Source organism: Kitasatospora sp. NPDC089913 (genome assembly GCF_044748625.1).
GTDB lineage: Bacteria > Actinomycetota > Actinomycetes > Streptomycetales > Streptomycetaceae > Kitasatospora.
In genome coordinates, this window is sequence record NZ_JBIVGI010000029.1 from 1 (window position 1) to 13,706 (window position 13,706).

A 13,706-nucleotide genomic window follows, 5' to 3' on the forward strand; every position below is an offset into this window, starting at 1 on the left:
GCCGAGGAGAGAGTCCATGCGGAGCATCGGCGACCGACGAGAAGCCGGCGAGGTGCGTGCCCCGGCGTCGCCCCGCAGGCGCGGGTTTGAAGACAACCCCTAGGGCGCGTCCTCGGGACCGCCCGCGGCCGCCCGGACGGGGGGCGGCCGCGGGCTCCGGCGGGACGGAGGGCGGCGGGACGGGGGAGTCCGGGCCCGTGGACCGAGGCCCGCCCGTCCGCTGCCCGACGGGGGATCAGCGCGGCAGGCGCAGCGCCAGGCCGTCGAGGATGACCTCCAGGCCGTAGTCGAACTTCTGGTCGCGCACGAGGGCGGGGTTCTCGACGGCGCCGGCCGCGGCCTGGGCGAAGGCGTCGGCGAGGAACTCGTGCCCGGCCACCGCCTCCTGGGCGGTGGGCATCAGGCCTGCGACGAACTCGGACTCGGTCCGGCCGCTCCGGGCCACGGTGGTGAGGAAGGCGGCCTCCGTGGTGCTCATCCCCAGGACGAAGGAGAGCACGGTGTCGATCGCCCGGGAGGGCTCCGGGAAGCCGGCGGCCGAGAACAGCGCGGCCATCCGCTCGGACACCCGCGCCAGGTTGGGGCCCAGGTAGACCAGGCCGGCCTGGCCGATGACGGAGCCCAGCCAGCAGTGGCGCAGGGTGGTGGCGCGGAAGGCCCCGCAGGTCGTGATGACGTCGGCGCGCCAGTCGGCGGTGCCGGGGTCGGGGACGGGGATCTCGCCGAAGACCTCGTCCACCGCGAGCTCGATCAGCTCGTCCTTGGTCGCCACGTGCCGGTAGAGCGAGGTGGCGCCGGCGTTGAGCCGGGCCCCGAGCTTGCGCATGGAGAGCGCCTCGACCCCGTCGGCGTCGAGCATCGCGATCGCTTCGCGGACGATCGCCTCCCGGCTGAGCACGGGCTGTTCGGGCTCCCGCTGCCGCCGGGCCCACACGGACGGGATCGGGTTCGTCGCCTTGGCGGCCACCGGCTGGTCCTCCTCGGAATCGGTCACGGATTCAGTCACGGATTCGGTCACGGAAATCCCTGCGTACACCGTTCGCATCAAGCGTACAGGAATCAGGGTTGCGCACACTGTTCCAGCGTGCGTACAGTGTTCGCATCGACGGTACATCGTACGCATCGGGCGTACTTCGGAGGGGAAAAGACATGGAAGGCCGTAACCCACGGCGCTGGTGGATCCTGCTCGTGCTGTGCCTCAGCACGCTCGTCCTGGTGGTCGACAGCATGGCGCTCACCGTGGCGGTGCCGTCGATGACCGAGGACCTCAAGGCCACCGCGCAGGACACGCAGTGGATCCTCGACTCCTACATCCTGGTCTTCGCCGGCCTGCTGCTGACCTCGGGAAGCCTCGGTGACCGGTTCGGCCGCCGCAAGGTGATGATCGTCGGCCTGCTGCTCTTCGGCGCGGCCTCGCTGGCGGCGACGCTCTGCACCAACCCCGGTGAGGTCATCGCCAGCCGGGTGGCGATGGGCGTGGGCGGCGCGCTGATCATGCCCTCGACGCTGTCGATCCTCATCACCGTCTTCGACGAGGACGAGCGGGGCAAGGCCATGGCGGCCTGGGGCTCGGTCTCGATGCTCGGCCTGGTCGGCAGCCCGGTGCTGGGCGGCGTGCTGATCGACCACTTCTCCTGGCACTCGATCTTCTTCATCAACGTGCCGGTGGTGGTCGTGGCGATCACGGCCGCGCTGCTCCTGATGCCCGAGTCCAAGGGGCCCTGGCAGAAGCCGGACCCGCTGGGCGCGGTGCTCTCGGCGGTCGGCATGACGGCGCTGATCTGGTGGATCATCGAGATCCCGAAGCACGGCGCGTTCGGCGGTGCCTCGCTGGTCTCCCTGCTGGTCGCGGTCGGCGCCCTCGGCGGCTTCGTGGTCTGGGAGAACAAGGTCGCGGAGCCGATGGTCCCGCTGGCACTCTTCAAGAAGCGCAACTTCAGCGGCGGTTCGCTCTCGCTGACCCTGGTCCAGATCGGCAACGGCGGCCTGCTGCTGGTCCTCACCCAGTACCTGCAGTTCGTGCTGGACTACTCGCCGGTCAAGGCGGGCACGGCCTTCGTGCCGATGGCGGTCGCCGCGCTGATCGGCAACGGCGCCGGCGCCGGGCTGAGCGCGAAGACCGGTCACCGGCCGCTGGTCCTGGTCGGCATGGGCCTGATGGCCGGCTCGTTCGTCCTGCTCAGCACGGTCGACGCGGACACCGGCTTCACCGTTCCGGCGGTGGCCCTGGCCCTGCTCGGCCTGGGTGCCGGTCTCGCGATGCCGGCCGCGGTCGGCGCGCTGATGAGCGAGATCCCGGCCGAGAAGGCCGGTGTCGGCTCGGCGCTGAACGACACCATCCAGCAGGCGGGCACCGCGCTCGGCATCGCGATCCTCGGGTCCCTGCTGGCCAGCGGTTACGCCGACAGGATGCCGGCCGGCTCCTCCGAGCAGGCCAAGCAGTCGATCGTCGGCGCGCTGGCCGAGGCCGAGGGCGACCCCGCCGCGGTGCACGCCGCCCGGGAGGCGTTCACCTCGGCGATGTCGACCACGCTCATGGTCAGCGCGGCGGGTGTGCTGGCGGCGGCCCTGGTGGCGGCGCTGGTCCTGCGGAACCGGAAGCCGGGCGCCACCGCCGAGGCTCCGGGGGCTCCCGGAGCGACCAAGGAGGACGTGGCGGAGCTGGCGGTCTGACAGATACGCGGCACGCGAAAGGCCGGCACCCCGTCACGGGGGGCCGGCCTTCGGCGTATCTCGGCACGCCGGGAGCACTTCGGTGCACCGGGCGGCTCAGAGCACGATGTAGTCGGCCTTGTCGTTCCAGCTGCCGCCGTAGGGGTAGCTGAGACCGGTGAGGTTGTAGCAGTTGCCGTTCCACAGGTAGACCGACGGGTCGGGCTGCAGGGTGCGGTCGTCGTAGAGCGTGAGGTCCCCGCCGTTGCGGAACACGCAGGCGGAGCTGGCCCGGTCGCGGAACGACCAGTCGGAGAGGTACTTGGTGCCGGGCTCCGACCAGCGCAGCAGCAGACCGGAGAAGTTGATGTCCTCCCAGAGGCAGGCCCAGCCGGACGGGCAGTCCGCGGTGGACTGCGCCACCTGGCCGCCGGTGGCCGGGGCCGCGGCGCCGGCGGCCTTGGCCGCCTGGACGGACCGGGAGGCCGCCGGGTCGAGGGTGGTGAGCGCCTGGTCCGCCTCGGCGACACTGTCGTGGCAGTACACCGCACCGCCCTTCACCTCGGTGCAGACGCTGGCGCCCGCCCAGCCCTTGGCCAGGTCGATCTTCTTGCCGCGGTAGGTCGCGATCACCGGCGTGGACGGCGTTGCCTTCGCCGGGCCGGCGGACTGCGGGGCGTCGGCGGACGGGGCCGTCGGAACGGACGGCGCGGGCGTCGCCATGGCCGCCGGGGCCGCGAGCGCGAGCGCGCCGGCGACAGCGGTGACGACGGCGAGCGTGCGGAAGGAACGCACGGTCAGCTTCTCCCTTGGTGAGTCGTGGCAGGACAGTGCTGCCACGACCCAACGCCGGATCCGGCGTTCGCACAATAGTTCCGACGAGGACCGGACAATGGCTGACCGAATTCGGTCATTGGCTTGATTCTGCGGTCGCGACCGCGACCCCCTCTCCCGGAGCTCCCACGATGCCCTGCGCGACCAGCGCGACGGAGTTCACCTCGTCCCCGGCCCGGCCCCACGGGCCGTCCTTCACGAGCACCGCGCGCTTGCCCAGCAGCCGCATCGTCCGCTGGTCGAAGATCCACTCGAACCGGGTGCCGTCGTGCACCCGGGCGACGGCCACCCCGTGGCGGCCGACCGCGTCGACCGCGTCGTCGACCGTCGTCACCCCCGGGATCCGGCTCGCCGCCCGGTACAGCGCGGCGGAGACGGCGGGCGGCGCGACCGCGTTGCACAGCAGGTCGCCGATGGTGACGAAGGCCTCCTGGTCGGAACCGGTGGTCGAAGCGGATCCGGCGCCGTGGTTGTACCCGGCGTCGGCGTAGATGAGTTTGGACAGTGCCTCGGGCTCGCTCGGCAGGCCGGCCAGCATCCGGTAGCTGGGCGCGTTCAGGGAGACCGGGTCCGGCGCGGGAAGCTGCTGCTCACCGCCGTCCCGCCGCTGGAGGCCCGGGCGGGCGCCGTTCACCGCCGTCCACCGCTCGGTGTTGGTCGTGGTGGTGCTGCGCTGCATCGAGCCGTCGGCGGACTCCGCCAGCGCGGTGGTGCGGCCGACGGTCCTGATGTAGGTGTACTGGCTGTCCTGGGCCGAGGGCTGCGGCTGGGTGTAGGCGACCCTGGCGATCCGGTCGAGCAACTCCACGGAAGCGGCGGTGGCGGGCGGCGCCGGATCCTCGGAGGAGGAACCGGGGGCGAGGGTCATCGCCGTGATGGCCGCGGCGGTGGCGACGGCGGTGACCAGGACCAGGCCCCGCCACCGGGTGGTGAGGCCGGAGAACGGGCGCGGCCGGGCGAACTCGGTGAGCAGGAAGTCGCGCCGGTCGGCCAGTTGGGAGAGCGAGGGTTCCAAGTGGGGCGGCGGGGGGAGCAGCCGGGCCAGTTCACGGCGTTCGCAGTGCTCGTCCCACTCGGTGTGGTCGGTGCGTGGGTTGGTCATGGCCGCCTTTCCTGGTGGTGGCCCACGGACTGATGACTGATGGCGAGACCGGCGGGCGCCGACGGGGCGGAGGGGACCCGTGGAGCGGGGGGATCCTCGGCGTCGACGATCCGGCGGAGCTTGTCCCGGACCCGGGAGAGCCGGGAGCGGACGGTGCCGACGGGTATGCCCAGCGCCCGGGCGGCCTCCGCGTAACCGAGGCCCGACCAGACGACGAGCGTGAAGACCTCGCGCTCGGGACCGCCCAGTTGGTCCAGCGCGCGGACGGCGGCCGCGGCCGTGTTCGCGTCGGTGATCCGGCCGACCACCTCGTCGGCGAAGTCGGGGATCGGGTCGCGGCGGGGGAGACGGGACATCGCGTCCCGGTGCCGGCGCGCGGTGCGGGCGGTGTTGCGGAGCACGTTGGTGGCGATGGCCAGCAGCCAGGCCCGGGGGTGCAGCACCTCGTCGCGGAGCTTCCGGCGGAGCCGCCAGGCTTCGAGGAAGGTCAGCGAGACGACGTCGTCCGCGAGGTCGCGGTCCCCGGTGGATCTGTACGCGTGCGCGAAGACCGTGCGAGCGTGCTGATCGTAGAGCTCGGCGAACACTTGGCGCTCGCCGGCCTGCGTCTGCTTACTGGACAAGGAGGACTCCACGCAGATCTGGTGTCCGCAGGGCGGAGGGGGTTCCAGGGAATTTCGGGGAAATTGAGGAGACCGGTGCTCCGGGGAGGGTCAGGCGTCGAACTCGCCGTCGCGGATCGCGGTGAGGAGGTCGCGCCACTCGGGGAGGGTCAGCCGGGTCACCTCGGTGGGGCGGAGGCTGCTCCGGAGGTGGACGGCGTCGGCGGTGACGGCCACCTCGGGGCAGTTGCTGGAGTCGGCACAGCGGCTCGGCCGCTGCCACGTGAGTTCTTCCATGGGGTCCTCACTGGTCCTTCTGGATGCCGGAGATGAAATCACACGACGCAGATCCAGTGTCCGCAGGGTGGGGAGAGTTCCAGGGAAGTGGGGAAGGCCCGGCGCCCCGGGGCGGGGCGCCGGCCCGGCGGGAGCGGGTCAGGCGTCGAACTCGCCGTTGCGGATCCCGGCGACGAGGTCGCGCCACTCGGTGGAGGTCAATCGGGTTACCTCGGTGGGGCGGAGGCTGCTTCGGACACAGACGGCGTCGGTGGTGACAGCCACCGCCACCGTGAGGGCGACCGGCGCATACCCGAGTAGCCGGTCGGGTGTTCGCGAGCCCGCGCGCCCGGCCTGGCCGGCTGCCCGGTCGGCCAGGTCGGGCACACCTCATCGTCCCCAGCGCGCACCGCCCCCGTCCATCTGCCGATCGGCGGGAGCGGAGTCCTCCCCGGAGCGCAGGCCGGCCCGTTCACCCCGTGCTGTTGGCGTCCTTAGGCACGTCGAGAGCCCCGAAGTACGCCGCCCCTGCGGTCGTGCTCACGTTCCTTCCGATGTCCGATCAGCCCGGGAGGTGCGCCCTGACGTTCTCGACCGAGGCAGTGAAAGGCAGTGAGCACACCCTCTGGTCCGGCCTGAACCAGGAGCAGTGGACCCTGGTCCGGGGATGACACCCCCTCACGCCTCCGCGAGCACCTCGCGGATCACATGCCGCGCGTTCTCCGCCATCGCCGGGTTGGTCTCCCGGTAGTACGGCAGGGCGATGACCGCCAGGGACAGCGCCCGCCCCCGGCCGCGCCGCCAGGTGGCGTCGTCCACGTCGAGCGCCGCGCGGTAGACCGCCCGTGCCCCGGCCGGCAGCAGGTTCCAGGCCGGCATCAGGTCGCAGGAGGGATCGCCCGTGCCCGCGCAGCCGAAGTCGATCACCGCGCTCAGTCGCCCGGCGTCGTCCACCAGCAGGTTGCCCGGCATCAGATCGGAGTGCAGCCACACCGTCCGCCCGTCCCAGGCCGGGGCGGCCAGCGCGTCCTCCCAGAGGGCGGTCACGGCCGCGCAGTCGACGCCCTCCTCCGGCAGGGCCCGCAGTTCCTCGATCGCGGCCCGGGTCTCCTCGTCGAGCAGGTCGATCGGCCCGCCCCGGTAGGCGGGCGGGGCGTCCGGCAGGGTGAGCGCCCGCACCGCCGTCACGAACCCGGCGAGGTCCTCGGCCAGCCGGACCGGTTCGCGCAGCGCGCCCGGCCGGGGGTGGGCGCCCTCCTGCCAGCGGTAGACCGACCACGGCCACGGGTACCCCTCGGCGGGCCCGCCCGCGCCGAGCACCTCGGGGACGGCGACGGGCAGGAGCGGTGCCAGCCTCGGCAGCCACTCCTGCTCCATCACCAGGTCGGGCGCCCCCCAGTCCACCAGCGGCAGCCGGACCACCATCGCCTCGCCCAGCCGGTACATGGCGTTGACGGTGCCGCCGGAGGGGAAACGGGTGACCGGCAGCCCGGCCCAGTGCGGGAACCGGCCGGCGACCAGGCGCCGGACGAGGTCCTCGTCGATGGGGTGCTGGCCGGGGTGCAGGTCCACGGTGTCGCTGTTCATGGGGCACCATCCGACCGCCGTCCGGCCCGGCGGGGCAACTGCTTTTCGCTCGCCGGACCGCCCGACGGCCGGGTCTCAGCGGGTGGCGCCCCGCAGGGCCGACAGCGCCTCCGCCGCCGCGGCGGCCGCGCCCGCCGGTGCCGTCGGGCCGCACAGCGTCTTCACCGCGAGTCCGACGACCGCCGCGTCCAGCCCGGACTGGTCGGTGCCCTCGTAGGGGTTGTACGACAGCGCGACCTGCCGCTTCCCGTCCGCCGTGCCGAACAGCAGCGTCCCCCAGCCCGGCAGGCCCCCGTCGTGGCCCCACAGCGGGCCGCAGCCGAAGTCGGCCTGGGCCACGCCGAGCCCGTAGAAGCTGTGGCCCGAGCCGGTCGGCACCGTGGTGGTGAGCGCGGCCTGTTCGGCGGGCCGCAGCAGCTTGCCGCCGAACAGGGCGGCGTGGAAGCGGTCGAGGTCGGCGGTGGTGGAGATGCCGTTGCCGGCCGCGCCGCCGACGGTCGTGTTGAGCCTGGTGATGTCCGCCGGCCCCTCCGCCAGCTTGGCGTAGGCGCGGACGTGCGGGCCGCGCAGCCCGGTCTCCGAGCCGGGGAACACGGTGTCGTCCAGGTGCAGCGGCCGGACGATCCGCCGCTCCACCTCGCTCTGCCAGCTGTGGCCCGTGAGCTTGTCGATCAGCAGGCCGGCCAGGATGTAGTTGGTGTTCGAGTACTTCCAGCCCTGGCCGGGGGCGAAGTACGGCGCGTGCGCGACGCCGATCGCGACCAGTTGCTCGGGTCGGTAGTCCTGCCAGCGGCGGTTCCCGAGGGCGTAGTCGCGCAGGCTCGCCTCGTCCTGGAAGAAGAACTGCGGGTCCTCCAGGTAGTCGTACAGGCCGCTGGAGTGGTTGAGCAGCTGGCGGACGCTGATCGCGCCGCCGTTGGGGACGAGGCCCGGCAGGTGCTTCTCGACCGGGTCGTCCAGCCGCAGCCGGCCCTCCCCGACCAGCTGCAGCACGACCGTCGACACGAACGCCTTGGTGACGCTGCCGATCCGGAACCGTCCGTCCGCCCTGACCGGCTGCCCGGTGGCCAGGTCGGACGTGCCCACCGCGTCGCGCCAGACCCGTCGGCCGTTCTCCCGGACCTCGGCGAACGCGGCCGTCGAGGCGCCGTCCGCGACGAACGCCCGCAGTTCGGCCCGCGCGTCCACCCCGCCCCGGCGGGCATCGGCCCCGGCCGGGGCGGGTGCCGCCACCGCGGCCGGGGCGAGCGCACCGACGGCGGCGGCCGCCAGGGCGACGGCGGCCAACTTCCGGCCGATTCGACCGCGTCCACTCAACTTGCTTGTCGGGTAAGCGTTCTGACCGAACGTCATCATCAATCCCTCCGGCCCGGACCTCGGGCCCTCCGGCTCCAGGCTCGCAGTTGCCCCGGCCGGGCCGCGTCATCCTGCGGACCGGCCTCGGTCGTCCCCGTCCGTCCGACGGGGGTAGCGGACGCCCCGGTCGAACGGCGGGGGTCGGGGGTCGGGCGATCGGCATCGGCGGGGTTGACAGCCGGCCGCCCCGGTGCGTTTCAACGAAGTTCTCGCAGCACCGGGTTCACCGTCGAGGCGCTCGGTACCGACGCCTTCGGGCCGCACGCCGCGCGCTCGACGAAGGCGTGCACCGCGGCGTCGGTCGCATCGGTCTCGGCGCCCGCCAGGACGTTGAAGGAGAGCGCGAACTGCCGGGTGCCGTCAGCCGGTCCGAGCAGCACGGTGCTGTACCCGGGGACCCCGCCGGTGTGTCCCCAGACCGCGCCGCACGGCAGGTCGTAGCGGATCAGGCCCAGCCCGTAGTGCGCGCCGATCATCGGCGCCGGGACGGCCGTCGTCATCTCCTCCAGCCGCGCCGCCGACAGCAGCCTGCCGCTGAACAGCGCGGCGTGGAAGCGGCCGAGGTCGGCGGCGGTGGAGATGCCGTTGCCGGCCGCGCCGCCGACGGTCGGGTTGATCAGCGTGATGTCCGCCGGCCCCTCCGGCAGCCGGGCGTACCCGTGCGCGTGCGGCCCCGGGACGTCCGGGGAGGAGCGGGGGAAGACGGTGTCGTCCAGGTGCAGCGGCCGGACGATCCGCCGTTCCACCTCGCTCTGCCAGCTGCGCCCGGTGACCTCGCGGACCACCTCGCCGAGCAGGACGTAGTTGGTGTTCGAGTAGTGCCAGCCCTGCCCCGGCGGGAAGTACGGCGTGCCGCGCACGCCCACCCCGATCAGTTCGGCCGGCGGGTGGTCCGCCCAGCGGCCCTCGGCGAGGAAGGTCCGCAGCGACGCGTCGTCGTGGAAGAAGTAGCGGGGGTCGTCCAGGTAGTCGTACAGGCCGCTGGTGTGGTTGAGCAGTTGGCGGACGCTGATCGCGCCGCCGTCGGGGACGAGGCCCGGCAGGTGCTTCTCGACCGGGTCGTCCAGCCGCAGCCGTCCCTCGTCGACGAGCTGGAGGACGACCGTCGACACGAAGGTCTTCGTCACGCTGCCGATCCGGAACCGGCCGTCGGCGCGCGCCGGGCGCTTCGACTCCAGGTCGGTGACGCCCGCGGCCTCGCGCCAGACCCGGCGGCCGTTCTCGCGCAGCTCGCCGAGCGCGGCCGTCGAGCCGCCGCGCTCGACGAGCGCCCGCAGCTCCGCGCCCGGGCCGGCCGCGGCCGGTACCGCCGACGCAGCCGGTACCGCCGACGCGGCCGGCATCGTGACGACCGGCGCGAGCGCGGCGAGAACCGCCCCTGCCAGCGCGGCGGCTACCCGCCTCGACCCGACCCGGCAGCCCCCGCCGGTCCCGCGGGCGTTGCGGACGATGTTCACGGTGCTCCCTTCCCGGGCCCGACCTCCGGGCCCCTGGAGCCACCTTCGCAACCGGCGCACCGGCACCGCGTCGCCCTCCCGAGGGCACCGCCCCACCCCCGGGGAGTGCGCCGACCACCCCGCCGGGAGGGCCCTACCGCAGCCGGGAGGAGGAGAGGATCGACGCCAGGTGCGCCACCACCATCCCCCAGGTGATCACCGCGATACCGGCCACCACCGCCCGGGTCGGGCCGATGCCGCCGGCCGCCACGTCCGCCACCGCCGCCGCCAGCAGCACCAGCGAGGCTTCGATGCCGTTGGTCACCCGGTGGATCTTGAACACCGACGCCAGCCGGCGCGCGGTCGCGATGCCCTGCGACCGCGGCTGCGTCGACTCCTCGTCCGCCGGAGCGAGTCCGCTGCGCGCCCGCGCCACGTCCACCAGATCGGTCGACGCCTTCAGCAGCACCACGCCGAGCGCCGCCGCCAGGCCCACCGACACCCACAGCTCCGACCCGTCCCGGGCCGCCCGGACACCCGCGCCGACCATCAGCGCCGCGTCCGCCAGATAGGCGCCGAGCCGGTCCACGTACACCCCGGCCGTGCTGAACTGCCGCTTCCAGCGGGCCACCTCGCCGTCGACGCAGTCGAACAGCAGGAAGCCCTGCATCAGCAGGGCCGCGAGCACCGCGCCCAGCGGTCCGGGAACCAGCAGCGCCGCTCCTGCCGCGACCCCGCAGACCACCATCAGCCAGGTCAGGGTGTTCGGCGCGACCGAGGTCCGCACCAGCTGCCGGGTGACCCGCAACGACACGGCGCGCATGTAGATCCGGCCCGCCCAGTGCTCCCCGTTGCGGCTCGCCAGCTTCGCCCGCGGCTGACAGACCTCCCGCAACTCCGCCAACGCCGGCGCAGCGACCGCCATGACGCCACCCTTCCCTTCACCTGGTCCATCTGCGTGATCGTTCCGGCCGACGGGCCGAAACGATCACACAGGCTAGAGCAGGCCGGGCGGACCGGCGGACCCGGCCTCAGGCCGGCGGCTCCGGCCCGGCGGACCGGCGGCCCGGGGCAACCGGCTCGGGGCGACCGGGTCAGGCCAGTACCGGAATCGCGGACTCCGGCGCCCCGTCCCGGTGCAGCCAGGCCCGCTCGGCCGCCGTCCAGGTGCTGGTGGTCAGCAGGTAGACCGCGGCCGCCAGCGGGACGAGGGCGGCGAACAGCGCGGTGCCGAAGGACAGGTACGGCAGGAACGCCAGCCCCGGCTGCGCCGGTGCAGCCGACCCCTGCGGCGCCTGGGCCGCCTGCTTGGCCTGGGCCCGGCGGGCCCGGCGGAAGTTGACGTAACCCAGCGCCGCCAGCCCCGCGTACAGCACCGCGAACACCGCCCACTCGCCCGCGCCGTGCGCCGACCCCACGTGCAGGCCCAGCGGGGCACCGAACAGGGTGTGGCCGAGCAGGTCGTTCGGGGTCGTGAACAGCCGGTACATCACCGAGAAGAACGGGATCTGCACCAGCATCGGCAGGCAGCCCGCGAACGGCGAGGCCTTCTCCTCCCGGTACAGCTCGGCGAGCGACGCCTGGAGCTTCTCCGGGCGGCCCTTGTGCTTGCGGTTCAACTCGGCGATCCGCGGCGCCAGCCGGGCCCGGGCCTTCTCGCCGCGGGCCGCCGCCCGCGCCAGCGGGTGCAGCGCCAGCCGGACGCAGACGGTGAACAGAACGATCGCGAGCGCGGTCGGGACGACCTGCGCGAACGCGGCGACGACATCGTGGGCCAGGCCGACGGCCGGGTCGAGGACTGCGAAAACGGACATGGTGGAGCGAGCCCTCCGGGGGTCTCGGGGTACGAGTGATCGACGGAGGACGGCCGCGACGGGCCGGTGGTGAAGAAGGATTCCCCGGTGCTACGCGGCCGCCGGGACCGCTCCAGGGGCCCTCGGGCGCTGTCGGCCCCGGGCGTCCGGATCACGCTGCGGGAGGAAGGCCGTCCGGAACGCGCGCCTGCGCAGCACCCCGGCCCGTACACTCGCCGGCGCCCGCGCCCCGAGCAGCCGCGCGACGACCAGCGCCCCCGCGACCGCCCCGGTCACCAGCACCACGGCAGCCGCGGCCGCCACCTGCGCCAGCGACCCGCCGCCCTCGGCGAGCCACTCGCCACTCAGTACCCGGAGCAGCCCGAGCAGCATCGCGACCAGCGTCACGTTCCTGCCTCCTCTGCGCTCCGGACGAGTACTTGTGGACGATGATGCCAGACGGCGGGGGCGAGCGGAGAGCAGTTCAGGGGGTGTGGAAGGCGCTGACCCATACCTGACCCGTCCCGTCCGGCCGTGACGCGACGCAGATCCGGGTGGCGACGTTCTTGGCTTGGCCCGGTGACAAGAAGCCCCCGCAGGTCAGTGGGGAGGCGTTCGGCGGGTCGGGGGCACCGATGTGCTGGAAGCCGTCGAGGTCGACGCTCTCGATGTACGTGCGCTCGGCCCACTCGGTGACGGGCAGGGGGCGCCGGAACTCCTCCAGCCCGGCCTGGGACAGCCGGAACGCAAGCACGGCGAAGTCGTCCTGGAACCCCTCGCGGTAGCCCCACCGGACATCGTCGGCTCCCGTCGGAATCGCCACCCGGGTGAAGAGGGACACCTCTGCGGCGTCCATGGTCATCCAGGCTCCCGGTCGTCCGCTGTCCGGTTTCGGATGACGGAGGTCGTAGTCCACCCAGTAGAGCCCGCCCACCCCGGCGGCGAGGAGCAGGAGGACCGCCGCGAGTACAGCGACCAGCAGCTTCCGCCGAGAGCGAGGTGCCACCGGTGCCGGACGCGTAGTGGAACTCACCGGGTCTCCCTCCCAGGATCGACACGACCGCCCTCCCATCCGGAACCGTGCTCGCCGACGTTCTGCGGGCCGGGTGCCGGGTCGGGAAGGAGTACGGTCACGGGCGTGCTCCGGCCGGTCAGGTCGAATTCCTTCGCCAGACCGGTCTGATGGAGGTCGGCCAAGTCACTGTCCTTGATGTTGGTACCGGCGATGGGTGTGCTCTTGCCGGGATCCCAGTTGTAGCGGTCCCAGACGCTGACCTGGTACTGCATCGACACCCGTGGTTTTCCGTCGGCTCCGGGGCGAACGGTCACCACGCCGGAGGTGGCGAAGGCGTGGCTGCCGATGGCCAGGTACCAGTTCCTCTGGGAGGCCGGGTCGCTGGTGCGGTGTCGGACGGCCTCGACGGGTACTGCCACCGGCGCCCCGCCCGACTGGGCGTAGGCATCGAGTGCTGTCTGCCGCCACTCCTCCTGGTGCTTGCTGATCTGCTCCGCGACCAGGCCGCGCAACGTCCCGTCGTCGCGGAGGAACCGGTCCACATCGACGTTCAGCGGCTCGCCGGTCGCCTCCAAATAGTGCTGCATGTGACGCGCGGCATCGGTGAACCCGGCGAACGTCCCGCCACCCACCAGCAGGTGCTCTGCCATGATCCCTTTCGCGTAGTCCCCCGGGCCCGGGGGACGCTGGGCGAAGGGCCCGGCGCCGTCGTCCGGGGCGTGCCACTCGTACTCGACCGGGCCCAGGACACCCGCCGCGACCAGTCTCTCCCCGTCCGCCGCCAGGAGTCCCGCGCGGACGCTCGGGTCCAGTGCGCCCCACCAGAGCCGCAGGGCCTTCGGGTCGCTCGGCATCCCCGCGGCCCGGACGAGGTCGCCGCTCGCCTCCGCCACCGCCCCCGGGCGGGTGGCCGGGTCGACCTCGGCGGGGTCGAGGGCGCGGAGGGGGGGGGGGGGCGCCCGGGGGGGGGGGGGGGGGGCCCCCGCCGCCCCCCCCCCCCCGCCCGGGGTCGGAGGCCCCACCAGCCCCCCGGCGCCCACCCCAGGGCGACCG

At 73.4% G+C, this 13,706-nt stretch carries 15 protein-coding genes; 1 reads left to right on the forward strand and 14 read right to left on the reverse strand.

Annotated elements, in window-relative coordinates; all coding sequences use genetic code 11:
• Positions 1 to 235: 235 nt before the first annotated feature.
• Positions 236 to 994, reverse strand: a complete 759-nt coding sequence (locus tag ACIPYS_RS32420) for a TetR/AcrR family transcriptional regulator (RefSeq protein WP_400752910.1) — start codon at positions 992 to 994, stop codon at positions 236 to 238.
• A 155-nt stretch (positions 995 to 1,149) separates the two neighbouring features.
• Between ACIPYS_RS32420 and ACIPYS_RS32425 the strand changes: the two genes are divergently transcribed.
• Positions 1,150 to 2,673, forward strand: a complete 1,524-nt coding sequence (locus ACIPYS_RS32425) for an MFS transporter (RefSeq protein WP_400752913.1) — start codon at positions 1,150 to 1,152, stop codon at positions 2,671 to 2,673.
• A gap of 96 nt (positions 2,674 to 2,769) precedes the next feature.
• Here ACIPYS_RS32425 and ACIPYS_RS32430 read toward each other — a convergent pair whose 3' ends face one another.
• The 13 genes from ACIPYS_RS32430 to ACIPYS_RS32490 all read right to left on the reverse strand — a co-directional run bounded on the left by ACIPYS_RS32430 (position 2,770) and on the right by ACIPYS_RS32490 (position 13,546).
• The gene (locus tag ACIPYS_RS32430; RefSeq protein WP_400752916.1) at positions 2,770 to 3,447 is read right to left on the reverse strand and encodes a peptidase inhibitor family I36 protein; all 678 of its coding nucleotides are present in this window, start codon (positions 3,445 to 3,447) and stop codon (positions 2,770 to 2,772) included.
• Between the two features lie 115 nt (positions 3,448 to 3,562).
• A complete protein-coding gene (locus tag ACIPYS_RS32435; RefSeq protein ID WP_400752919.1) occupies positions 3,563 to 4,588 on the reverse strand; it encodes a CU044_5270 family protein in 1,026 nt (341 codons plus the stop codon).
• Entirely contained in the window at positions 4,585 to 5,211 is a 627-nt protein-coding gene (locus tag ACIPYS_RS32440; protein WP_231977767.1) for an RNA polymerase sigma factor, read from the reverse strand. The genes ACIPYS_RS32435 and ACIPYS_RS32440 overlap by 4 nt, the downstream gene beginning before the upstream one ends.
• 90 nt (positions 5,212 to 5,301) lie before the next feature.
• Complete coding sequence (locus tag ACIPYS_RS32445) at positions 5,302 to 5,487, reverse strand: DUF397 domain-containing protein (protein ID WP_400752922.1); 186 nt, start codon at positions 5,485 to 5,487, stop codon at positions 5,302 to 5,304.
• Between the two features lie 138 nt (positions 5,488 to 5,625).
• On the reverse strand, positions 5,626 to 5,853 hold the full coding sequence (locus ACIPYS_RS32450; RefSeq protein WP_400752926.1) for a hypothetical protein: 228 nt from the start codon (positions 5,851 to 5,853) through the stop codon (positions 5,626 to 5,628).
• A gap of 291 nt (positions 5,854 to 6,144) precedes the next feature.
• Positions 6,145 to 7,053 carry an aminoglycoside phosphotransferase family protein gene (locus tag ACIPYS_RS32455; RefSeq protein WP_400752929.1) on the reverse strand — a complete coding sequence of 303 codons (909 nt, stop codon included), beginning with the start codon at positions 7,051 to 7,053 and terminating at the stop codon, positions 6,145 to 6,147.
• A gap of 75 nt (positions 7,054 to 7,128) precedes the next feature.
• Positions 7,129 to 8,340: a serine hydrolase domain-containing protein gene (locus tag ACIPYS_RS32460; RefSeq protein ID WP_400752932.1), complete on the reverse strand. Its 1,212-nt coding sequence runs from the start codon at positions 8,338 to 8,340 to the stop codon at positions 7,129 to 7,131.
• Between the two features lie 266 nt (positions 8,341 to 8,606).
• Positions 8,607 to 9,866: a serine hydrolase domain-containing protein gene (locus tag ACIPYS_RS32465; RefSeq protein ID WP_400752935.1), complete on the reverse strand. Its 1,260-nt coding sequence runs from the start codon at positions 9,864 to 9,866 to the stop codon at positions 8,607 to 8,609.
• 133 nt (positions 9,867 to 9,999) lie between these two features.
• Positions 10,000 to 10,770 carry a CDP-alcohol phosphatidyltransferase family protein gene (locus tag ACIPYS_RS32470; protein ID WP_400752938.1) on the reverse strand — a complete coding sequence of 257 codons (771 nt, stop codon included), beginning with the start codon at positions 10,768 to 10,770 and terminating at the stop codon, positions 10,000 to 10,002.
• Positions 10,771 to 10,939: 169 nt separating this feature from the next.
• Positions 10,940 to 11,659: a YidC/Oxa1 family membrane protein insertase gene (locus tag ACIPYS_RS32475; protein WP_400752941.1), complete on the reverse strand. Its 720-nt coding sequence runs from the start codon at positions 11,657 to 11,659 to the stop codon at positions 10,940 to 10,942.
• A 90-nt stretch (positions 11,660 to 11,749) separates the two neighbouring features.
• Positions 11,750 to 12,046 (reverse strand): DUF6412 domain-containing protein, encoded by a 297-nt coding sequence (locus ACIPYS_RS32480; RefSeq protein WP_231977768.1) that lies wholly within the window; start codon positions 12,044 to 12,046, stop codon positions 11,750 to 11,752.
• 76 nt (positions 12,047 to 12,122) lie between these two features.
• Positions 12,123 to 12,644 (reverse strand): hypothetical protein, encoded by a 522-nt coding sequence (locus ACIPYS_RS32485; protein ID WP_400752945.1) that lies wholly within the window; start codon positions 12,642 to 12,644, stop codon positions 12,123 to 12,125.
• A gap of 23 nt (positions 12,645 to 12,667) precedes the next feature.
• Positions 12,668 to 13,546, reverse strand: a complete 879-nt coding sequence (locus tag ACIPYS_RS32490) for a hypothetical protein (RefSeq protein WP_400752948.1) — start codon at positions 13,544 to 13,546, stop codon at positions 12,668 to 12,670.
• Positions 13,547 to 13,706 lie beyond the last annotated feature (160 nt).